Annotated in this window: 20 protein-coding genes and 1 pseudogene; 10 read left to right on the forward strand and 11 right to left on the reverse strand. The window is 72.8% G+C overall.

The window, feature by feature from the left end; all coding sequences use genetic code 11:
* Window positions 1–141: 141 nt before the first annotated feature.
* Window positions 142–525: a GntR family transcriptional regulator gene (locus tag KYY02_RS29245; protein WP_371243170.1), complete on the reverse strand. Its 384-nt coding sequence runs from the start codon at window positions 523–525 to the stop codon at window positions 142–144.
* A gap of 119 nt (window positions 526–644) precedes the next feature.
* On the opposite strand from KYY02_RS29245, the gene KYY02_RS29250 reads away from it, so the two are divergent.
* The 5 genes from KYY02_RS29250 to KYY02_RS29270 all read left to right on the forward strand — a co-directional run bounded on the left by KYY02_RS29250 (window position 645) and on the right by KYY02_RS29270 (window position 5,371).
* Window positions 645–1,187 carry an RNA polymerase sigma factor gene (locus tag KYY02_RS29250; RefSeq protein ID WP_371243172.1) on the forward strand — a complete coding sequence of 181 codons (543 nt, stop codon included), beginning with the start codon at window positions 645–647 and terminating at the stop codon, window positions 1,185–1,187.
* On the forward strand, window positions 1,184–2,059 hold the full coding sequence (locus KYY02_RS29255) for a cupin domain-containing protein (RefSeq protein ID WP_371243174.1): 876 nt from the start codon (window positions 1,184–1,186) through the stop codon (window positions 2,057–2,059). Before KYY02_RS29250 ends, KYY02_RS29255 begins: the two co-directional genes overlap by 4 nt.
* A 233-nt stretch (window positions 2,060–2,292) precedes the next feature.
* Window positions 2,293–3,153 (forward strand): ABC transporter ATP-binding protein, encoded by an 861-nt coding sequence (locus tag KYY02_RS29260; RefSeq protein ID WP_371243176.1) that lies wholly within the window; start codon window positions 2,293–2,295, stop codon window positions 3,151–3,153.
* Complete coding sequence (locus KYY02_RS29265) at window positions 3,150–4,697, forward strand: ABC transporter permease (RefSeq protein WP_371243178.1); 1,548 nt, start codon at window positions 3,150–3,152, stop codon at window positions 4,695–4,697. The genes KYY02_RS29260 and KYY02_RS29265 overlap by 4 nt, the downstream gene beginning before the upstream one ends.
* Window positions 4,694–5,371 (forward strand): ABC transporter, encoded by a 678-nt coding sequence (locus KYY02_RS29270; RefSeq protein ID WP_371243180.1) that lies wholly within the window; start codon window positions 4,694–4,696, stop codon window positions 5,369–5,371. The genes KYY02_RS29265 and KYY02_RS29270 overlap by 4 nt, the downstream gene beginning before the upstream one ends.
* On the opposite strand, the gene mshD is transcribed toward KYY02_RS29270, so the two are convergent.
* Window positions 5,331–6,257, reverse strand: coding sequence for a mycothiol synthase (gene mshD, locus KYY02_RS29275; RefSeq protein ID WP_371243182.1), 927 nt, complete (start codon window positions 6,255–6,257; stop codon window positions 5,331–5,333). The two genes, KYY02_RS29270 and mshD, sit on opposite strands and share 41 nt — an antisense overlap.
* A gap of 148 nt (window positions 6,258–6,405) precedes the next feature.
* On the opposite strand from mshD, the gene KYY02_RS29280 reads away from it, so the two are divergent.
* Window positions 6,406–8,226, forward strand: a complete 1,821-nt coding sequence (locus tag KYY02_RS29280; RefSeq protein ID WP_371243184.1) for a bifunctional metallophosphatase/5'-nucleotidase — start codon at window positions 6,406–6,408, stop codon at window positions 8,224–8,226.
* Window positions 8,227–8,555: 329 nt separating this feature from the next.
* Here KYY02_RS29280 and KYY02_RS29285 read toward each other — a convergent pair whose 3' ends face one another.
* Both KYY02_RS29285 and KYY02_RS29290 read right to left on the reverse strand, forming a co-directional pair.
* Window positions 8,556–8,735, reverse strand: coding sequence for a DUF1737 domain-containing protein (locus tag KYY02_RS29285; RefSeq protein ID WP_371243186.1), 180 nt, complete (start codon window positions 8,733–8,735; stop codon window positions 8,556–8,558).
* 167 nt (window positions 8,736–8,902) lie between these two features.
* A complete protein-coding gene (locus tag KYY02_RS29290) occupies window positions 8,903–9,619 on the reverse strand; it encodes an NAD(P)-dependent oxidoreductase (RefSeq protein WP_371243187.1) in 717 nt (238 codons plus the stop codon).
* A 102-nt stretch (window positions 9,620–9,721) separates the two neighbouring features.
* On the opposite strand from KYY02_RS29290, the gene KYY02_RS29295 reads away from it, so the two are divergent.
* On the forward strand, window positions 9,722–10,405 hold the full coding sequence (locus KYY02_RS29295) for a TetR/AcrR family transcriptional regulator (RefSeq protein WP_371243189.1): 684 nt from the start codon (window positions 9,722–9,724) through the stop codon (window positions 10,403–10,405).
* 191 nt (window positions 10,406–10,596) lie between these two features.
* Here KYY02_RS29295 and KYY02_RS29300 read toward each other — a convergent pair.
* Window positions 10,597–10,920: pseudogene (locus KYY02_RS29300) on the reverse strand (pectinesterase family protein); the annotation flags it as partial.
* A gap of 420 nt (window positions 10,921–11,340) precedes the next feature.
* Entirely contained in the window at window positions 11,341–11,931 is a 591-nt protein-coding gene (locus KYY02_RS29305; protein WP_371243191.1) for a TetR/AcrR family transcriptional regulator, read from the reverse strand.
* Between the two features lie 150 nt (window positions 11,932–12,081).
* On the opposite strand from KYY02_RS29305, the gene KYY02_RS29310 reads away from it, so the two are divergent.
* Together KYY02_RS29310 and KYY02_RS29315 are read left to right on the forward strand one after the other, a co-directional pair.
* The gene (locus tag KYY02_RS29310; protein WP_371243193.1) at window positions 12,082–13,101 is read left to right on the forward strand and encodes an aldo/keto reductase; all 1,020 of its coding nucleotides are present in this window, start codon (window positions 12,082–12,084) and stop codon (window positions 13,099–13,101) included.
* A 231-nt stretch (window positions 13,102–13,332) separates the two neighbouring features.
* Complete coding sequence (locus KYY02_RS29315; protein WP_371243195.1) at window positions 13,333–14,175, forward strand: IS5 family transposase; 843 nt, start codon at window positions 13,333–13,335, stop codon at window positions 14,173–14,175.
* Between the two features lie 23 nt (window positions 14,176–14,198).
* Here the strand turns inward: KYY02_RS29315 and KYY02_RS29320 are convergent, their stop codons facing one another.
* The 5 genes from KYY02_RS29320 to KYY02_RS29340 all read right to left on the reverse strand — a co-directional run bounded on the left by KYY02_RS29320 (window position 14,199) and on the right by KYY02_RS29340 (window position 19,411).
* On the reverse strand, window positions 14,199–15,620 hold the full coding sequence (locus tag KYY02_RS29320) for a sensor histidine kinase (protein WP_371243197.1): 1,422 nt from the start codon (window positions 15,618–15,620) through the stop codon (window positions 14,199–14,201).
* Window positions 15,617–16,351 carry a response regulator transcription factor gene (locus KYY02_RS29325; protein WP_371243199.1) on the reverse strand — a complete coding sequence of 245 codons (735 nt, stop codon included), beginning with the start codon at window positions 16,349–16,351 and terminating at the stop codon, window positions 15,617–15,619. The genes KYY02_RS29320 and KYY02_RS29325 overlap by 4 nt, the downstream gene beginning before the upstream one ends.
* Window positions 16,352–16,418: 67 nt before the next feature.
* Entirely contained in the window at window positions 16,419–17,480 is a 1,062-nt protein-coding gene (locus KYY02_RS29330) for a S1C family serine protease (RefSeq protein WP_371243201.1), read from the reverse strand.
* A 110-nt stretch (window positions 17,481–17,590) separates the two neighbouring features.
* A complete protein-coding gene (locus KYY02_RS29335; RefSeq protein WP_371243203.1) occupies window positions 17,591–18,613 on the reverse strand; it encodes a LacI family DNA-binding transcriptional regulator in 1,023 nt (340 codons plus the stop codon).
* A gap of 42 nt (window positions 18,614–18,655) precedes the next feature.
* Entirely contained in the window at window positions 18,656–19,411 is a 756-nt protein-coding gene (locus KYY02_RS29340; RefSeq protein ID WP_371243205.1) for a winged helix-turn-helix transcriptional regulator, read from the reverse strand.
* Window positions 19,412–19,634: 223 nt separating this feature from the next.
* Between KYY02_RS29340 and KYY02_RS29345 the strand changes: the two genes are divergently transcribed.
* Window positions 19,635–20,480 (forward strand): alpha/beta hydrolase, encoded by an 846-nt coding sequence (locus KYY02_RS29345; RefSeq protein ID WP_371243207.1) that lies wholly within the window; start codon window positions 19,635–19,637, stop codon window positions 20,478–20,480.
* Window positions 20,481–20,483 lie beyond the last annotated feature (3 nt).

Raw genomic sequence — 20,483 nt, forward strand, 5'->3', positions numbered from 1 at the left:
GCCGGGCCGCATGGGCCGGTCGGCCCGTACGGCGGACGCCTTCGCGACACCGGCCGGCCGAGGAGATCCGCGCCGCACGCACCCGGGACGGCGGCGCCGCCCCGTCGCCCCCGTCGCCCCGCGGCACCGGGGCGTCCGTGCTCACGCCGCTCGTGCGGGCCCCGTCGTGCCGTGCCGGTGCTGTGGCGCAGCAGCCGGAAGGCGGTGGGGGCCTGCCTCGTGGGTCCGGGACGCCCGGTCCTCCGGCTCCGCACGGAGCGGGGAGTCGGCGGGGGCGGCGCCCAGGGAGCGCCGTACGAGGGCGCCGAGTCCGCGCCGGGCCTCCGCCAGTGCCTCGCGTTCCAGCTCGCGGTAGACCTTCGGCACGGTGCTGGGGCTCACGACGGTGGCTTCGACGACCCCGCGGGCCGTGGACAGCCTGTCGCCGGGCACCAGCAGGCCCGGGCGCAGGTCCTGCTTGGTCTGCTGCACGATCTGGACGCAGGTGGCCACGCCGCCGCGCCGGTCGGTGCGGTGGCCGGCCACTCGACATCACCCTTTCGCTCATTGAGCGGTGAAGGGGCGACGCAAGGGCGGCCGGAGAGGCAAGCGATGTTCCCGAGCCTCCCGTGAACCGATCGGCCGGGCTCGGCCGATGAGGGGACGTGAGCGAAACGAGAGGCGACGGAGAGCTGCTGCGCGCCGTCGCGGCGGACGGGGACCGGCGCGCCTTCGAGGAGCTGTACCGGCGGTACGCGCCGTGGCTGACCGCCCGGATGCGCGGCCGGTGCGCCGACGCGGGGATCGTCGACGACGTCGTGCAGGAGACGTTCCTGGCGGTGTGGCGGGGGAGCGCGCGGTACCGGGAGGACGGGGACCCGGCCGGCTGGCTGTGGCGGATCGCCTCGCGCCGGCTGGTCGACGCCCTGCGCGGCGCCGGCGCGCGCGGCCGGCTGCGGCAGACGCTGGCGCGGCTGCGGCACCGGGACGAGGTGTCGGCGGAGGACCGCGTGCTCGCGGGGGTGGAGCACGGGGACCTCGCCGGTGCGCTGGTCCGGCTGTCGCCGGAACTGCGCGCGGTGCTCCAGGCCACGGTCGTCGACGGGCTGACCACCCGCGAGGCCGCCGTCCTGCTCGGCATCCCGCCGGGCACGGTCAAGACACGGGCGATGCGGGCCCGCAGGCAACTCCGGGAGGCGCTGGCATGACGTACGCGACGACGGGCGGTGCGCCCGGGGGCGGCACCGGCTGGCACGTGCCCGAGGAGGACCTGCGGGCCTACGCGCGGGGCGGCCTCCCGGCACCCCTGCTGTGGTCGGCCGACACCCACCTCGCCGACTGCGCGCACTGCCGGGCCGTCCTCGCCGAGGTGAGCGACCCGGTCGCCCTCGACGCCGGATGGGACCGGCTCGACGCCGAGCTGGACGCGCCCCGGCCCGGATTCCTGGAGTCGCTGCTGCTGCGGCTCGGTGTCGCCGACCACATCGCACGGCTGCTCACCGCCACCCCGGCGCTGCGCCGCTCCTGGCTGGGGGCGGTCGCCGCCGTCCTCCTGCTCACCGTGGCCGTCACCGCCGGTCACGGCACCACCGGCTCACCCACTCTCTTCCTCGCCCTCGCCCCGCTGCTGCCGCTCGCCGGGGTCGCGTTGTCGTACGGGCCCGCGCTGGACCCGACGTACGAGCTGGCGGTCGTCGCCCCGACGCACGGCTTCCGGCTGCTGATGATCCGCACGGTGGCGGTGCTCGGCGCCGGGCTCGGCCTCAACGGGCTGGCCACGCTCGCCCTGCCCGGGTACGGGCTGCGTGCCCTGGCCTGGCTGCTGCCCGCCCTCGCGCTCACCGCGAGCGGGCTTGCGCTGACCGTCCGGCTGGGCCCGGTGCTCGCCCCGTCCCTCGTCGGCGGCGGCTGGATCGCGCTGCTGCTCACGGCGGACGCCGTCCGGGCCGGCGGGGACGGCCCGCTCGCCCCGTTCACCGCGGCCGGGCAGGGCGTGTCGGCGGCGGTCGCCGTCCTCGCCGCCGGGCTGCTGGTCCTGCTCCGGGACCGCTTCGACCTCAGCGGCCGGAGTGCGGCCTGACGGCCGCCCTGCTTCCCGCCGGGAGGGGGAGCGCGGGGCGACGGTCCGCCTCCTCCACCGGGAGGTCCGGCCCGACCGCCCCGGCACCTTGCAGGCCAGGTACCCCGGCCATCCGTCCGGCGTCTGCCGGCCGGGCCCGCGGCCGTCCGCCCCCGGTGGTCCCCCGGGCCGGGGAGCCGCGGTCCGGCCGCCTTCGACCCATCCACCCGCGTCCATCTGTACGGGAGTTCCGCATGACCCCCACCGTCTCCGCCTCCGGGCTGAGCCTCCGTTACGGCGGCACCCGCGCCCTCGACGGCGTGTCGCTGCGGCTGTCCGCCGGCGTCACCGGGCTGCTCGGGCCCAACGGCGCGGGCAAGACCACGCTGCTGCGGGTGCTCGCCACCGCCGTACCGGCCGACCGGGGCGCCTTCACGGTGCTCGGCCACGACCCGGGCACCGCGCGCGGCCGGCTGGAGGTCCGGCGCCGGCTCGGCTACCTGCCGCAGACGCCCGGCTTCCATCCCGACTTCACCGCCTTCGAGTTCGTCGACTACGTGGCGATCCTCAAGGAGCTCACCGACCGCTCCGCCCGCCACCGCGAGGTGCGCAGGGTGCTCGACGAGACCGGCCTCGGCGACGTGCGCGGCAAGCGGATCCGCAAGCTGTCCGGCGGCATGCGCCAGCGGGTGGCGCTGGCGGCGGCGCTCGTCGGCGACCCCGCCTTCCTCGTCCTCGACGAGCCCACCGTCGGACTCGACCCCGAACAGCGCGTGCGGTTCCGGGAGCTGATCGCACGGGCCGGTGAGGGCCGCACGGTGCTGCTGTCCACGCACCAGACCGAGGACGTGGCGATGCTCTGCCACCGGGTCGTCGTCCTGGCCGACGGCACCGTCCGCTTCGACGGCACCCCCGCCGAGCTCACCGAGCGGGCCGCCGGCCGGGTGTGGAGCAGCGCCGAACGCGAGCCCGGCGCTAAGGCCGGCTGGCGCACCGGACTCGGCACCTTCCGCAACGTGGGCGACCCGCCCGCCGGCGCGGACCTCCTCGAGCCCACCCTGGAGGACGGCTACCTGCTCGCCCTCGACGGCACGGAAGCGGAGGCGGCCGCATGAGCACGCTCACCACCGGGACCCCGGCGGCCGCGGCCGCGGCCGCGGCCACGGCCACGGCCACGGCGTCCGGCCTGCGCGCGTCCTGGACGGCCGTGTTCGCCCTGGCCGGCTTCGAGGCCCGCCGGCTCCTGCTGCGGGCGCCGGTCCTCATCGCCTTCGCCGTGTACCTCGGCTGGACGGTGTGGAGGGCCCGCACCTCGTGGGACGGCTTCCCCGCGCTGCAGGACGCCGACCGGGCCACCCAGAACGCGCCCCTGCTCGTCGGCCTCGCGGTGCTGCTGTGCGCCAACCAGGCCGTGCTGCGCTCCCGGCGGCACGACACCGACCGGCACCTCGCGGTGCTGGTGGTCCAGCCGTGGCGCCGTACGGTCGCCCATCTGCTGTCCGTCGCGGCCGTCGCGCTGCTCGCCGGGGTGTGCGTGGCCGGCCAGTTCACCTGGGAGGCGCTCAAACCCGGCGCGGTCGGGCACGGTTCGCCGGGCGAACTGCTGGCCGGGCCGCTGTCCGTGCTGCTGCTCGGGGCTTTCGGGGTACTGCTGGCACGGCTGCTGGCCTCCCCGGCCGTGGCCCCGCTGCTGATCGTCTTCCTCCTGTTCTACCTCCTGCTGTCCCCCGGCCCCGGCAACGAGGGGTGGGCGCGGTGGCTGGCGCCGACGGTCGGCGAGAACACCTCCGCCACGCTGCCGTCCGAGCTGCTGGGCCGCCCCGCCGCCTGGCACGCCCTCTACCTCGCGGGCCTCGCGCTGAGCGCGGCCCTGTTCGCGGTGCTGCTCTCCGGGGGCGCCCGGCTGTGGACCGTCCGGGCCGGCGCCGCCGGGGCGGTGGCGCTGACCCTGGTCGGCGCGGTGGCCCAGTCCCAGGGCGTGTCGCGGGAGACGACCGAGGCGCGTACGCGGTTCTCCGTCACCCCGGAGAAGGAACAGCGGTGCGCCGAACGGGACGGCACGACGTACTGCGCCTTCCCGGAGTGGGCAGCGCGCACCGACGACTGGGCCGAGGTCCTCGACGGCGTGCGCTCCCTGGCGGGCGGCGCCGCGCAGGACCGGCCGCTCGTGGTGCGGCAGCGCGTCGAGGCGCGGTACGGCCTGGACATCGACGCGGCGATCGCCCCGGCCGCCCGTCCGGACGAGGTGACCGTCGGCACGGCCTGGGGCGGCAACCGGGTCCCGGAGTTCGCCGTCGCCGTGGCCGGTGTGCTGGTCACGGGGTCGGAGGAGGAGCTGGGCGCGATGTGCGACGGCCGGATGGTCACCGTCGTGTGGCTGGCGCTCGCAGGCCGCCCCGACCCGATGGCGGACCTGCGGCGGGTGCGCCTGGACGACAGCGACGTCGGCTCGGCGATCGTCCTCTCGCAGACGCAAACGCTGCGCATGACCGCCGCGCACACGGAGGTGGTGCGCGAGCTGCTGCGACGCCCCAAGGAGGAGAACGCCGCGAAGGTGAAGGCGCACTGGTCCGAACTGACGGCCCCCGAGGTGACGACGGACCGGGCCGCGCGGCTGCTGGGCCTGGACGCACCGGAGGCGAAGGACGAGTGCTTGTGAGGACCGTGGACACGGCCCTGCTGCGGCCGACCGTACGGACCGTGCCCTGGAGGGTGATCGGGGCGGCCGGCACCCTGGGCCTGCTGCTCGCCGCCGCGCCGAGGCTGACGGGCGGTGAGGCGGACGCCCGGCTCGCGCTGAACGCGCTGCGGGCGGCCGCGGTGGCCTTCGCGCTGGGGGCGGCCTTCGTCCTGGACGACCCCGCCCGGCACACCACGGCCGCCGTCCCCACCCGGCGGGCCGTCCGCCACGGACTGCGCGTCCTGCTCGTGGCCCCGGTCGCCGCCGTGTGGTGGACCGCCGCGCTGCTCCTGGTGCCCGGATCCGCACGGCCCCCGGCCGCCGGGATCACCCTCGAGGCGGCGACGGCCCTCGCCCTCGCCCTGGCCGGGGCGGCGCTCACGATCCACCGTGGGGACGTCACCCGGCCGGGTCAGGCGGTCGCCGCGTTCCTGCTCGTCGGGTCGGTCCTGGCCCCGCTGCTGGTCCCCGGAGGCTGGGGGTTGTTCACGACCCCGGACGACACGGGGTGGGCGGCGGCCCACGACCGCTGGGCGGCCCTGCTGTGCGTGACGGTGGTGGTGGGCGTGGTGTGCGCGGCGGAACCGAGGCGTCGCCTCACCCTTTGGGGGCTCAGGTCTCCGTCCGGTACATCAGGTCCGTCTCGTGCGTGACGAAGCCCAGCCGCTCGTAGACGGAGACCGCCGCCTTGTTGTCGGCGTCGACGTAGAGCATGGCCGTCGGCAGTCCCTCGCCGGCCAGGTGCCGCAGCCCGATCGTGGTGAGGGATTTGCCGAGGCCGCCGCCCTGGGCGTCGGGGCTCACCCCGAGGACGTACACCTCGCCCAGGCGCTCCGCCGCGTGCACCTTGGTCCAGTGGAAGCCGACGGGCCGGCCGTCCTTCTCCGCCAGGAAGAACCCGGCGGGGTCGAACCACGCCTCGGCCTTGCGGTCGTCCAGGTCGCGCTGGGTGAGGGCGCCCTGCTCGGGGTGGTGGGCGAAGGCGGCGGCGTTCACCGCGAGCCAGGCGGCGTCGTCCTGCCCCGGCACGAACGTACGGACGCGCACGCCCTCCGGCAGCACCGGGTCGGGCAGGTCGAGGCCGGCCAGCGGCCGCCGCATCTGCCGCAGTTCCCGGAACAGCGTCAGCCCGAGGACCTGCGCGAGGTGCCGGGCGGCGGAGTGGCCGCCGTGCGCCCACACCCGCAGCCGCTTCCCGGAGGCGGCGAGCAGCGCCGAACCGAGCACCCGCCCGTGGCCGTTGCCCCGGTGCGAGGGGTGCACGACCAGCTCGGCGGTCGGCGGCTCCACCGGATCGGTGTCCTCCAGCTGGGCGTATCCGACGAGTTCGCCGTCGACGGAGAGCAGCAGGTGCGAGACCCCGTCCCGCTCCCCGCCGCGCAGCTGCAACCGCCCCTGTTCGGAGACCGCCTGCTGTCCGTCGGTCCGGGCGGCCTCCGCGAGCAGGGCGAGCACCGCCCCGGTCTGCTCGGGGCCGAGCGCGGCGTACGTCTGGAGCGAGCGAGGGCGGCCGGGCCGTGCGAAGTCGTCGCTGGTCATGCATACGAGGTTAAGGGGAGGCGGCCCCGGAACGGACGGCGACGGTGTCGGCGAAAGCTAAACCAGGCCGTAACCCCGGACACCCTGTTGCGCTACGCGCGTTGACTCTAGGCTGCGCCGGTACCCACTCGGACCCACAGGGGGGCGCATGCCAGCCACATCCCCGGCGCACCACCAGCGCCGCAGACGCCGTACCAACCGTCTCCTCGCGACCGCCGCCGGTGTGCTCACCGTCGGCGCGCTGGCCGCGGCAGCCCTGCCGGGAGCGGCGACCGCGGGCGAGAACCGCGGGAACAAGGGCGAGACCCGTCCCGGCCGCTACCAGGACGTGCAGCTGCTGTCCTTCAACGACCTGCACGGCAACCTGGAGCCGCCGTCCGGCTCCTCCGGCCGGGTCACCGAACTCCAGCACGACGGCACGACGAAGACCGTCGACGCGGGCGGCGTGGAGTACCTCGCCACCCACCTGCGCGAGGCGCGCGAGGGCAACCGCTACTCCATCACCGCCGCCGGCGGCGACATGGTCGGCGCGTCCCCGCTCCTCTCCGGTCTCTTCCACGACGAGCCCACCATCGAGGCGCTGAACAGGCTCGACCTCGACGTGACGAGCGTCGGCAACCACGAGTTCGACGAGGGCGCGAAGGAACTGGCCCGCCTCCAGAACGGCGGCTGCCACCCCACCGAGGGCTGCTACACCGACAAGCGGTTCAAGGGCGCCGACTTCCCGTACCTGGCGGCGAACGTCCTGGACGAGAAGACGGGGAAGCCCCTCCTCAAGCCGTACTGGGTCTGGAAGAAGCAGGGCGTCAAGGTCGGCTTCATCGGCGTGACCCTGGAGGGCACTCCGGACATCGTCTCGGCGGAGGGCGTGAAGGGCCTCGTCTTCAAGGACGAGGTCGAGACGATCAACAGGTACGCCAAGGAGCTCCAGCGCCAGGGCGTGAAGTCGATCGTGGCGCTCATCCACGAGGGCGGCTTCCCGGCCTCGTCCTCCTACAACTACGACTGCGACTCCCCGGGCGCCGGCGACGGTGTCTCCGGCCCGATCGCGGACATCGCGAAGAACGTCTCGCCGCAGGTGGACGCGCTGGTCACCGGCCACACCCACAGCGCGTACGTGTGCACCATCCCCGACCCGGCGGGCAAGCCCCGCACGGTCACCTCGGCCGCCTCCTTCGGCCGCCTCTACACGGACACCACGCTGACCTACGACCGCGCGACGGGTGACATCGCCCGTACGGCCGTGAAGTCCGCGAACCACGTGGTCACCCGGGACGTCCCCAAGGCACCCGACATGACCCGCCTGATCGACAAGTGGAACACCCTCGCCGCCCCCATCGGCGACCGCGCGATCGGCTACATCTCCGGCGACATCCCGCGCGACGGCACGGAGTCCCCGCTCGGCGACCTGATCGCCGACGCGCAGCTGGAGTACGGCAGGACGCTGGACGCGGAGACCGACCTGGCGCTGATGAACCCGGGCGGCATCCGCGCCTCCCTCACCCACGCGGCGAGCGGCGCGGAGGGCGACGGCGTGGTGACCTTCGCCGAGGCCTTCACCGTCCAGCCGTTCGCCAACACGGTCAACCTCCAGGACTTCACCGGGGCGCAGGTCGTCCAGGCCCTGAAGGAGCAGGTCAGCGGCGCGAACGAGGCGGCTCCGAAGATCCTTCAGATCTCCTCCGGCCTGACCTACACCCTGGACCTGACGAGGACCGGCGCGGACCGCGTGGTCACGGACTCGATCAGGCTCGACGGCTCGCCCATCGACCCGTCCGCCACCTACCGCGTCGCGACGAACAGCTTCCTCGCGGGCGGCGGCGACGGCTTCCCGACCCTGGGCCAGGGCACCAACGACCTGGTCGGCGAGGACGACCTGACGGCCCTGGAGCGGTACCTGACCGCCAACTCGACGCCCACGACCCCGATCGTCCCGCCGAAGGCGGACCGCATCACGATCGTGAGCTGACCCTCCGGGCGGCCGGGGCCGGTACGAGGCGCGTTCACCGCCTCGTACCGGCCCCGACGCATGTCGCCCCTTCAGGGTGATGCGATCGGGAGGGTCCGTGCGAGCCACCGGAGCATGGCCGTGGTGAGACCACGGCAGAGCACACCACCATTCAGGTGTCCCGACAGACCCGCGACCACCTCGCCCGGGTCGCGAAGGAGCGGGACACGACGCTGAACCCTCTCGCGGCGGCATGGCCCGTACCCCGGTGGCCTTCTCCGGATTCCGGGATGCCGCAGCACTCCGCCTCTCCTGTGCCTCCGACGGGACCGTTTCGAAAGCGCCGGTTCCTACCCGGGCCACACGACCGCCTGAGCGACGATCACCCGCTCACCGTCGAAGGTGACCGACGGCCCTTCGTGCAGCAGGTATCCCCTCTCCAGTGCCTCGCTCACGCGGTGGCAGAAGGCCGAGTCGTCGGGACCGGTCAATACGCGGTAGACGGGCAGCCCGTCCGGCGGTGTCGACATGCGCCCAGCGTGTCACGCGGCTCACGCGGGCGGCCGGGGGGTGTGCGTCCCCCGGCCGGCCGCGATGCGCCGCGTCTCCTCCAGCGACTCCGTCGCCTGGTGAGCGCGGAGCGCACGGCCCGTTCGCCTGACACCGGCGGAAGCCCGGCGGCCCCACGGCCCCGGCACTAACCGTGGCCGTGGGGGCCGTCGGTGTGGGCGAGGGCGCTGGGGGTGCGGCGGCCGACGATCGCCGGGGCCTCCCGGACGAGCGTGTCGTCGGTGAGCGCCTCCACCATGAACAGCGCGAAGTCCACCCGGCGCGTCAGGTCGCTGGCCAGTACCGGGTCGCCCACGTGCCGGCTCCACACGGGCAGGCCCTGGCTCTCGCCCTCCTCCAGGGAGCTGCCGCGCACCACCGTCCAGCGGGTGTCGCTGGCGAACACCCGCCGGCACGCCTCCACCTGGTCGTCGATCTCGACGGCGCGGACGAGCTTGCCCAGCACGGCCGCGATCCGGACGCCCAGCGTGAACATCCGTGAGTACCTGTCCTTGCCGTCGCGTGTGATGTGCCAGCCGCAGGAGAAGACCAGGCGGGCGCCGGGCCGCGCGTGGTCGAGCACCGCCTGCGCGGTGCCCGACGCGTACTGCCGCACACCCCAGGGCACCAGCACCGTCAGCACCCCGTCGCACCCGGCGACCGCCCGCCGGATCACCTCCGGGTCGTTCGTGGGTCCGGGGACGATGGTCATCCGGCCTTCGAACGAGGCCAGCTTCGGCACGCTGCGTTCCCGGCACACGCCGACCACCTCGTAGCCGCGTTCGAGCGCGTGTCCGACCATGTACTGCCCGAGCTTCCCCGAAGCCCCGATGATGCAGACCTTCTTCACGCGATCCGTGTCCATGGCGCAGCCCCTCCGCCGGAATGCCGACCTGCTCACCTTATGTTGTAAGGCACGCTAGCCTTATGGCGTAAGGCAGTCAAGGGACGTGAGGAGGAGAGGCGGATGTCCGAGGGAGGCAAGGGCCGGCGCGGGACGGCGGTGCGTACCCCGCTCAGTCGCGAGCGGGTGATCCGTACGGCGGTGACGGTGGCGGACGAGAAGGGGGCGGCCGCGCTCACCATGCGGGCCGTCGCCGAACCGCTGGGAGTCGAGGCGATGTCGCTCTACCACCACGTGACGGGCAGGGAGGACATCCTCGACGGCATGGTGGACGCGGTGTTCGGTGAGATCGACCTGCCGCCGCGCGACACGGACTGGAGGAGCGCCATGCGCCACCGCGCGGCCTCCGCCCGTGCCGTCCTGCGACGCCATCCGTGGGCCATCGGCCTGATGGACTCCCGCACGAAGCCCGGCCCCGCGACCCTGCGCCACCACGACGCCGTCATCGGCGCGTTGCGTGCCGCGGGGTTCTCCGTCCCGATGACCGCGCACGCCATCTCGCTGATCGACAGCTACCTGTACGGCTTCGCGCTCCAGGAGGCGAGCCTGCCGTTCCGGGACCCGGCGGGGCTGGACGAGGTCGCGGGCACCCTCGTGCGCGAGATGCCCGCCGACACCTACCCGCACCTCACCGAACTGACCACCGAGCACGTCCTCCGGACCGGCTACGACTACGCCGACGAGTTCGGCTTCGGCCTCACCCTCGTCCTCGATGCCCTCCACCCGGACGAGGCCGCGGGCGGCTGAAGCGCCGGCCGGTCCCCCGGCGGGCGGGGGCGTCGCCGGACGGCGGGGTCAGGACGCCGAAGGCGTCCAGCCCGCCAGCCAGTCCGCGACCTCCTGGTCGGCCGCCCGGGAGTCCGTCAGGTGAGGGCGGTCACCGCTTGCCGGGCCCGAGCCCGCGCCCGTGTTCCTGTACTCGGCGAAGCGGTCTTCCTTGTGATCGTCCCGGCCACGACGACGTACGGCTCGGCGGCCGTGGCGTACTTCTCCAGCTCGGTCTGCGTGCGCACGGTGACGGTCTGCCCGTCCCGGCCGCCGTACGTGCCGTTCTGGCCGAGCGCGTCGACGGAGGCGAAGCCGTCGGCGGCGGCGGTGGCCCAGGCGGGGGCGGCGGCGGTCGCCGTCGCGGCGGACGCCTGCTGGGGAACCAGGTCGGTGCCGTGGGCCGGCGCTCCGGCGGCGGTCAGGGCCAGCGGGAGGCCGACGGCCAGGAACTTCCCGGACCCGCGGTGCCGGGCCCTGCTGCGGTGCTCGCTCATGCGGCGATCGGTTCCGCGTGGGGGAGGGGACGCCGATCGGTCGCCGCCCGGCACGGAAAGGCTGCCGCCGTCTTCGCTAAGAGGTCGCACAGATAGGCAGGTTGGGGAGTCCCTGGCGACAAGGCGGACACCGGTCCTGGTGATCACGAAGTTGCGACGCTCTGTGATCACTGGGCAGACCTGCGCACGTGCTGCCGCCATGCTCGAGTCTGAGCCCAGGTGGTGTCCGGTTTCAGCTGAGGGTTTCGCCGTCGTCGATGGTGATGTATCTGACCGGTGACGTAGTTGTTGACCATGGGGAAGAGGGCCGCGGCGGCGGCTTCCTCGGTGGTGCCGAAGGCGACCGAGGGGAGCGGTCGATCCGGGGTGGCGGCGATCGCGCGACCTCCTGGCAGAGCCGCACGCGCGAGGTCGCCGAGGTCAGTGGTGTGGTCGGCGTAGCCCTGCGATGAGCAGTTCGGTCATCCGGCGTGCGTCGTAGCGGGGATCGCTGTCCGCGCCGATGCAGAGGTTACCGACGCCGCGCATGAGCTGGTACGCGTCGATGTCGGGGCGGATCTCGCCGGCGACGGCTGCGGCTTCGAGCAGTTCGGTGCAGACGGGTAGGAGACGGTCGAGGAAGTAGGCATGCAGCGCCTCGAAGCCGGCGTTGTCGGCCTGTAGCACAGAGGCGAGTCCGTGTTTGGTCACCAGGAAATCGACGAAGAGGTTGATCCACTTCCCTAGGGCTGTGTGCGGAGAGCTAGTCGCCAGCAGGGCCGGACCGGCATCGGCGCAGGCGTCGACTTGATGCCGGTAGACGCCGATGATGAGGTCCGCTCGCGTCGGGAAGTGGCGGTAGATCGTCCCCAGCCCGACGCCCGCCCTGGCCGCGATGTCGCGTACCGGCGCGTCCACGCCTGACGTGACGAAGACCGCGGCGGCCGCATCGAGCAGGGTTTCCTTGTTACGTCGGGCATCCTTCCGCCCAGACGGGGCCGCCTGTCCTGCGCCCTCGCAGCTGTCGCTCACCACGCGTTCCTTCCACTCACCGCTTGCAAAAACGGAACCATGTTCCGTATCGTTCCGGAACGAGGTTCCGTTTTGCTCATAATGCCAGAGCAGGAACCCGGTAACCAAGCCATGTAATGCACCACGCTTCCCCCATGAGGAGACACGGTCATGCAGTACCGCACCTTGGGCCGCACCGGTGTGCAGGTCAGCACCCTCGCGCTCGGCGCGATGAACTTCGGAAAGATCGGGCGCACCACCCAGGACGAGGTCACCGCCATCGTCGACGCCGCGCTGGAGGCGGGGATCAACCTGATCGACACTGCCGACGTGTACAGCGGCGGCGAGTCGGAGGAGATGGTCGGCAAGGCCATCGCCGGGCACCGCGACGACATCGTGCTGGCCACGAAAGCGACCATGCCGATGGGCGACGAGCGCAACCGCCAGGGCAGTTCGCGCCGCTGGCTGGTCACCGCGCTGGAGGACAGCCTGCGTCGGCTCGGCGTCGACCACGTCGACCTTTACCAGATCCACCGGTGGGATCCGAACACCAGCGACGAGGAGACCCTGTCAGCGTTGACCGACCTGCAGCGCGCGGGAAAGATCCGCTACTTCGGCTCCTCGACCTTTCCCGCCTACCGCATCGTGCAAGCCCAGTGGGCCGCCCGCGAGCACCACTTGAGCCGTTACGTCACCGAACAGCCCAGCTACTCGATCCTGCAACGCGGCGTCGAGACCCATGTGCTGCCCGTGACAGAGCAGTACGGGCTCGGCGTCCTGGTATGGAGCCCACTGGCCTCGGGCTGGCTGTCGGGCGCGATCCGCGAGGGCAGGGACATCACCACCAGCCGCTCAACGTTCATGCCGCAACGCTTCGACACCACCACCCCCTCCAACCGGGCCAGGCTCGACGCCGTCGAGCGGCTGGCCGGAGTCGCCGACGACGCCGGCCTGACGATGATCCAGCTCGCGCTCGGCTTCGTGACCGCGCACCCCGGCGTGACCAGCGCGCTCATCGGCCCCCGGACGCCGGACCACCTGCACTCGCAGCTCGCCGCCGCAGACACCAAGCTCCCCACCGACGTACTCGACGCGATCGACGCCATCGTCGCCCCCGGCACCGACCTCGCCGCACACGAGAAGAACGACACCCCGCCCGCGCTGCTCGACCCGTCCCTGCGACGACGCTGATCGTCCCAGCGACAGCCTCCATCCTCTGGCGCGACATCACGAAGCTGCAGCAGTAGACGGCGATAGCACATTCCGCTTCATAGTCTGCCTATGGGACTTCCATCACCTGGCGGCCCATCAATAATCCGCCGCACTCACGCAGACAGGCGGCGTGGGAAGTCCCCGGCGACAAGGCGGGCCCAGGACCCGGTGATCATGGAGTTGCGACGCTCTGTGATCACTGGGGGACCTGTGCCCGTGCTTCCATCATGGCTGACTGACCCGCCCTGGGACCAATTCGCGGCGTTCTTGCCTGAGCGCCCTACGGTCGATCCGTCCCACCCGCTGGGGTGCCACCGCCGCCGCATCAGCGACCGGATCGTGTTCGACAAGCTGTTGCAGCTTCTGCGCTTCGGCTGCTCCTACCAGGCGATCTCCGACACGACCTGCTCGGCGACCACCATCCGCAACCGCCGCGACGAGTGGATCCGGCTCGGCATCTTCGCCCGGCTCAAACAGATCATGCTGGAGTCCTACGACCGGATCGTCGGGCTCGTGCTCGACCAGATCGCCATCGACGGCTCCATCACCAAGGCCCCCGGCGGCGGCGAGGTCGCCGGGCCCTCACCGGTCGATCGCGGCAAGCAGGGCTTGAAACGCTCAGGCATGACAGATGGTTACGGGATCCCACTCGGCCGGGTCCTGGCCGGGGCGAACCGCCACGACTCACCGCTTCTCGCGCCGACCCTGGACCTGCTGGACGACCTCGGGCCGCTGCCCGACGACATCACAGTCCATCTGGACGCCGGCTACGACTCGGACATTAGCCGCACCGAACTCGCCGCCCGCAACCTGCACGGCCGCATCGCGCACAAGGGTGAGAAGGCGCCGATCCAGGCGAGCCAGCGGTGGCATGTCGAGCGCACGCACGCCTGGCAGAATGCCTTCCACCGCCTTGCCCGCTGCTACGAGCGCCGTGCGACCGTCATCAACGCCTTCCTCGACCTCGCGGACACGATCATCACCATCCGTAGCCTGATCCGCCGAGCCTGGACCACCCACCGCTGGGACGACCGCCCCAAGCGACGCCCATGAGCGCCCGCCTATCTGCGGGAGCTCTAAGGAACCTCCGGTGGAGGGGCCGGGGCGCCCGGCAGGCGGACCGTGGCCGTCGTGCCGCCGCCGTCCGCCGGGGCCAGGGACACCCCGCCGCCCGCCTGCTGCACCGTACGGGCCACGATGGACAGGCCGAGACCGGAGCCCGGCAGGGCGCGGGCGCTCGGGGAGCGCCAGAACCGGTCGAAGACGTACGGGAGTTCGTCGGCGGGGATGCCGGGACCGTGGTCGCGGACGGTGAGGACGCCGTCGGCCAGGCGCACGACGATCGTGCCGCCCTCGGGGCTGAACTTCACCGCGTTGTCCAGGATGTTGACCATCGCCCGCTCCAGGGCCGACGGCTCCGCCCGTACGTACCAGGGGCGGACGTCCGCCGTGATGGTCAGCTCCGGGCCGCGCAGCCGGGCGCGGCGCAGGGCCGACTCGACGACGTCCTGCCAGGCGACGATCTGCGCACGGCCCTCGTGCTGGCCGGTGTCGGGGCGGGACAGCTCCTGCAGGTCGCCGATGAGCGCGGCCAGTTCCGTCATCTGCGCCTTCACGGAGGCGAGCAGGGCCTTGCGGTCGTCGGGCGGGATAGGGCGGCCCGTCTCCTCGCTGCGGGTGAGGAGTTCGATGTTGGTGCGGAGCGAGGTGAGCGGGGTGCGCAGTTCGTGCCCGGCGTCCGCGATCAGCTGCTGCTGGAGGTCGCGGGAGCTGGCCAGCGCGGACGTCATGGAGTTGAAGGAGCGGGAGAGACGGGCGATCTCGTCCTCCGACTCGTCCTCCACGGGGATGCGGACGGTGAGGTCCTCGGTGCGGGCGACGTGTTCGACGGCCCTGGTCAGTTCGTCCACGGGGCGCAGGGCGGTCCGGGCCACCCAGAGGCCGGCGGCGGCGGCGCCCACGACCCCCGCGCCCGCGACGAAGACCAGGACCAGCGCCAGGTTGTTGAGGGAGTCGTCCACCTCGCTCAGCGGGCGTGCGGCGGACACGGCGACGCCCGGAAGGCCGGGCACGGTGTAGGTGAAGACCCGGTACCGCCCGCCGTCGGAGCCCGTCGCGTCGTGCAGCGCGTCGGTGGACGCGCCCTCGGCGACGGCGCGGTCGGCGTCGGCGAGCGGGACCTCCTCCGTGCCGATGATGAGGCAGCTCCCGCCCTTGCGGTCCACGAGCTGTACCGAGGAACCGAAGGGGTTCTCCTCGTGCGTCACGGGATCGTGGGCGCACAGGCCCGTGCGCAGGTTGAGGTACTTGCTCACCTGCTGCCCGTCCATGCGGTTCGCCTTCAGGGCCTCGTCCAACGAGCTCACCAGCACGCTCTTCACCACGAACCAGCACGCCGCCGCCACCACCGCCACCGCGAACGCCACCGCCGCCGCCACCAGCAGCGACAGCCGGGCCCGGATGGGCAGGGCGCGGACGCGGCGGACCAGCCCGCTCACTCCGCGCCGCCCTGCCGCAGCACGTACCCCACCCCCCGCACCGTGTGCACCAGGCGCGGCTCGCCGCCCGCCTCGGTCTTGCGGCGCAGGTACATGACGTACACGTCGAGCGAGTTGGACGACGGCTCGAAGTCGAAGCCCCAGACCGCCTTCAGGATCTGCTCACGGGTGAGCACCTGGCGCGGGTGTGCCATGAACATCTCAAGCAGGGTGAACTCCGTGCGGGTCAGCTCCACCTGCCGGGCGCCCCGCGCGACCTCGCGGGTCGCCAGGTCCATGCGCAGGTCGGCGAAGGAGAGGACGTCGTCCGACTCGGCGGAGGCGTCCACCGCCGCCGCGTACGAGCTGCGGCGCAGCAGCGCGCGGATCCGGGCGAACAGCTCGTCCAGCTCGAACGGCTTGACCAGGTAGTCGTCCGCCCCCGCGTCGAGGCCGGTCACCCGGTCGCCGACGGTGTCCCGGGCGGTCAGCATCAGGATGGGCGTGGTGTCACCGGTGGCGCGGATGCGGCGGGCGGCGGTCAGGCCGTCCATGCGGGGCATCTGGATGTCCAGGACGAGCAGGTCGGGCCGGCGGGCTGCCGCCTTCTCCAGGGCGTCCGCGCCGTCGACGGCGACCTCGGTGTCGTACCCCTCGAAGGCCAGGCTGCGCTGGAGCGCTTCGCGCACCGCCGGCTCGTCGTCGACGATCAGGATGCGCTGGGGGGCACGGTCGCCTTCTGCGGGGCTCATGGGCTCGGGGTTCCTCACGGCTCTACGGGTTCAGGCCTTCAGCCTCGCACGGTACGCGGGGCGCGCGTCAGGTCGTCGAGCCGGAGCGCAGCGCCGCCAGGTCCGACTCGACGGTGTCGATCGGGATGGCGAAGCCCAGGCCCACGCTGCCCGCGTCGGACGAGGACGAGCCGCTGCCGCTCGACGAGTACATCGCGGAGTTGATGCCGATGATGTGGCCGTTCATGTCGATCAGCGCACCGCCGGAGTTGCCCGGGTTCAGGGACGCGTCGGTCTGGATCGCCTGGTACGTGGTCGTGGAGTCGCCCGTGTCGCCGTTGAACTCCTGGCCGCCGTACTCGAACGGCCAGCCGCCGCCCTGCTGCTGCCGACCCCGGCTCTCGTCCGTCGAGACGGTCACGTCACGGCCGAGGGCCGAGACGATGCCACTGGTCACCGTGGAGGTCAGGCCCTCGGGGGAACCGATCGCCACGACCTGGTCACCGACCTGCACGCCGTCGGAGTCGCCGAGGGTGGCCGCCTGCAGACCGGAGGCGTCCTCCAGCTCGATCAGGGCGAGGTCCTTGCTGCTGTCGGTGCCGACGGTCTCCGCCGTGTACGTCGTGCCGTCGCTGGTCCGCACCTCGATCGACGAGGCCCCGGACACGACGTGGTGGTTGGTGACGATCTCGCCGTCGGACGTGATGATCACACCGGAGCCGGTGGAGGACCCGGCGTTCGAGGTCGCGTTGATCTCGACGATGCTCGGGGTGACCGCCTCCGCGACACCGGCCACCGTGCCCTTCTGGCTCGACGGTACGACGCTGGCGCTGGTCGAACCGGAGGCGACGGTGTCGCCGCCGGCCAGTTCCTGGATGCCGTAGGCGGTGCCGCCGCCCACCGCCGCCGCGACGATCGCCACGGCCGTGAGCAGGGCCGCCGGGCCGCGGGCGCGCTTCCTCTTCGCGGGCTGCGGCACGGGCCCCTGCGCGAACTCCTGCGTGACGTCCCGTGCGGGTTGCCGGGAGAGCTCCTGCGGGAACTCCTGCGCGGGCCGCGGGGACGGCGCGTACGCCGGCGGGGGCGGCCACTCGGGGTCCACCGGGGCGGGGCTTCCGTACTCGCTGCTGGGGCGGGGGCTCTCGGTCATGGCTCCGAGCCTCGCGCCCGACCATGAGAGCGAGCTGAGTGTGTGCTGAGAAGCCCGGCAGAACCTCGTATGCCCGACATAAAGGCCGCGGGTCCCGCCGAGGGGGCCGGTTACCCGCAGCCGCAGGAGTGGCGGACCACCAGGCGGGACGGGTACACCTTCAGCCGCTCGCGGCGGGAGCCCGTCACCCGCACTCCGTCGTCCAGGACGAGGTCGACCGCCGCGCGGGCCATCGCCGAGCGGTCGGAGGCGACCGTGGTCAGCGGCGGGTCCGCGAGCGCCGCCTCCTTGATGTCGTCGAACCCGGCGACCGCCAGCCCCCTCGGCACGTCGATCCGCAGCTCCCGTGCGGCGCGCAGGATGCCGATCGCCTGGTCGTCGGTGGAGCAGAAGACCGCGGGCGGGCGGTCCGGGCCGGAGAGGACGTCCAGGCCGACACGGTAGGCGTCGTAGCGGTTGTACGGGGCCTCGAAGAGACGGCCCTCGGTCGGTATGCCGGCCTCCTCCATCGCGCGCCGCCAGCCCTCGACGTGGTCGGAGACCGGGTCGCCGACGGCGGGGGTCTCCGCGGTGCCGCCGACGCAGGCCACGTACTCGTTGCCGTGTTCCAGCAGGTGGCGCACGGCGAGCTGGGCGCCGCCGAGGTCGTCGGTGACGACGGCGACGTCGTCGATCGCCTCCGGGCGCTCGTGCAGCAGGACGATCCGGGCGTCCCACGCCTCGATCTCCGCGGCGGCCTGGTCGTTGAGCGCGTGGCTGACCAGGATCAGACCGGAGACCCGCATCCCGAGGAAGGCCCGCAGGTAGTGGACCTCGCGCTCGGCGATGTAGTCGGTGTTGCCGACCAGCACCATCTTCCCGCGCTCGGAGGCGGCCTGCTCGACCGCGTGCGCCATCTCGCCGAAGAACGGCTGACGGGCGTCCGGGATGATCAGGCCTATGAGGTCCGTGCGCCGCGAGGCCATCGCCTGGGCGACCCGGTCCGGCCGGTACCCCAGCTCCTTGATCGCGGTGAGGACGCGCTCGCGCGTGGCCGGGGCGACCGGCCGGGGTCCGTTGTTGATGACGTAGCTGACGACGGCGGTGGACGTTCCCGCGAGCCGCGCCACATCATCCCTGGTTACCTTGGCCACGCGCGGAGTCTACGCGGATATAACCGAGGTGGGCAGGAAGTATCAGACCTTGGATGACGCCGCTTCCGCGGTGCCCGTCTGCTCCTCGGTCCGGGCGTCCTCCGCGGCGCGCGCCGGCTTCTCGGGTTTCTCGGGGGTGACGAACCGGTAGCCGACGTTGCGGACGGTGCCGATCAGCGACTCGTGCTCGGGGCCGAGTTTGGCGCGCAGGCGCCGTACGTGGACGTCGACCGTGCGGGTGCCGCCGAAGTAGTCGTAGCCCCAGACCTCCTGGAGCAGCTGGGCGCGGGTGAAGACCCGGCCGGGGTGCTGCGCGAGGTACTTGAGCAGTTCGAACTCCTTGAAGGTCAGGTCGAGGACCCGGCCCTTGAGTTTCGCGGAGTAGGTCGCCTCGTCGACCGACAGGTCGCCGTTGCGGATCTCCATCGGGGAGTCGTCCTTGACGATCTGCTGGCGGCCCATGGCGAGGCGCAGGCGTGCCTCCACCTCGGCCGGGCCCGCGGTGTCCAGGAGGAGGTCGTCGATGCCCCAGTCCGCGGTGACGGCGGCCAGGCCGCCCTCGGTCACGACCAGGACGAGGGGACAGCCGGGGCCGGTGGAACGCAGCAGCTGGCACAGGCTGCGGACCTGCGGGAGGTCGCGGCGGCCGTCGACCAGGATCACGTCGGCGCCGGGGGTGTCGACGAGGGCGGGGCCCTCCGCGGGGGCCACGCGCACGTTGTGCAGTAGCAGACCGAGGGCGGGAAGCACCTCCGTCGACGGCTGGAGGGCGTTGGTCAGCAGCAGCAGAGAGCTCATCGCACCCCACCGGTCCGGGTCTTCTTCGTTCGCTCGTGCACGGTTCGCTCGCCCATAACGTCTGGTTCCTCCTCGGTCCCTACGAGGACGTTTACGGCATTGCTGCGTGCGTTCGACGGCCCGTACACCGGCGGTTTCCCGCCTTCGCATACAACGCTTCCGAAAGCACAAAAGGACCCGGGGGCTTCGCTGCCCGAGTCCTCTTCGCAGCAGAATAGCCGACATGAGTACCGGTCGGGCAGGTCATGTGGCGCGATCCACCACGCGATCCACCATTCGTCCGCACTCCGAGACACCTGAGGCAACGCGGGACCGGGTGCCTTTGCGGACGTTCCTGCGCACTGCGGACGGGGTGGCGATCGATTCCGTATACGAACCGGGGGACCCCCCTTTCCGTGATCTCGTCTTCGTGATCGCGCACGGATTCACCGGGCACGCGGACCGGCCGCACGTGCGGCGGGCGGCGCGGGCCTTCGCCCGGTACGGCGGTGTCGTGACGTTCTCCTTCCGGGGGCACGGGGCGTCGGGCGGGCGGTCGACCGTGGGGGACCGGGAGGTGCTCGATCTCGCGGCGGCGGTGGGGTGGGCACGCGGGCTGGGGTACGCGCGGGTGGCCACCGTCGGGTTCTCCATGGGCGGCTCGGTGGTGCTGCGGCACGCCGCGGCCGGCCGGGACGCCGGGGTCGACGCCGTCGTCTCCGTGAGCGCGCCCGCGCGGTGGTTCTACCGGGGCACCGCTCCCATGCGGCGGCTGCACTGGCTGGTGACCCGGCCGTCCGGGCGGCTGGTGGGGCGGTACGGGCTGCGGACGCGGATCCACCACCGGCAGTGGGACCCGGTGCCGGTGTCGCCCGCCGAGGCGGTGCCCCGGATCGCGCCCACGCCGCTGCTGATCGTGCACGGGGACCGGGACGGCTACTTCCCGCTCGACCATCCGCGGATGCTGGCGGCCGCCGCCGGGGAACACGGGGAACTGTGGGTCGAGGCCGGCATGGGGCACGCGGAGAACGCGGCGCCGCAGGAGCTGCTGGAGCGGATCGGGGACTGGGTGGTGGGCCGGGCGGGCTAGCCT

This window comes from Streptomyces pimonensis (genome assembly GCF_041380215.1).
Lineage (GTDB): Bacteria > Actinomycetota > Actinomycetes > Streptomycetales > Streptomycetaceae > Streptomyces > Streptomyces pimonensis.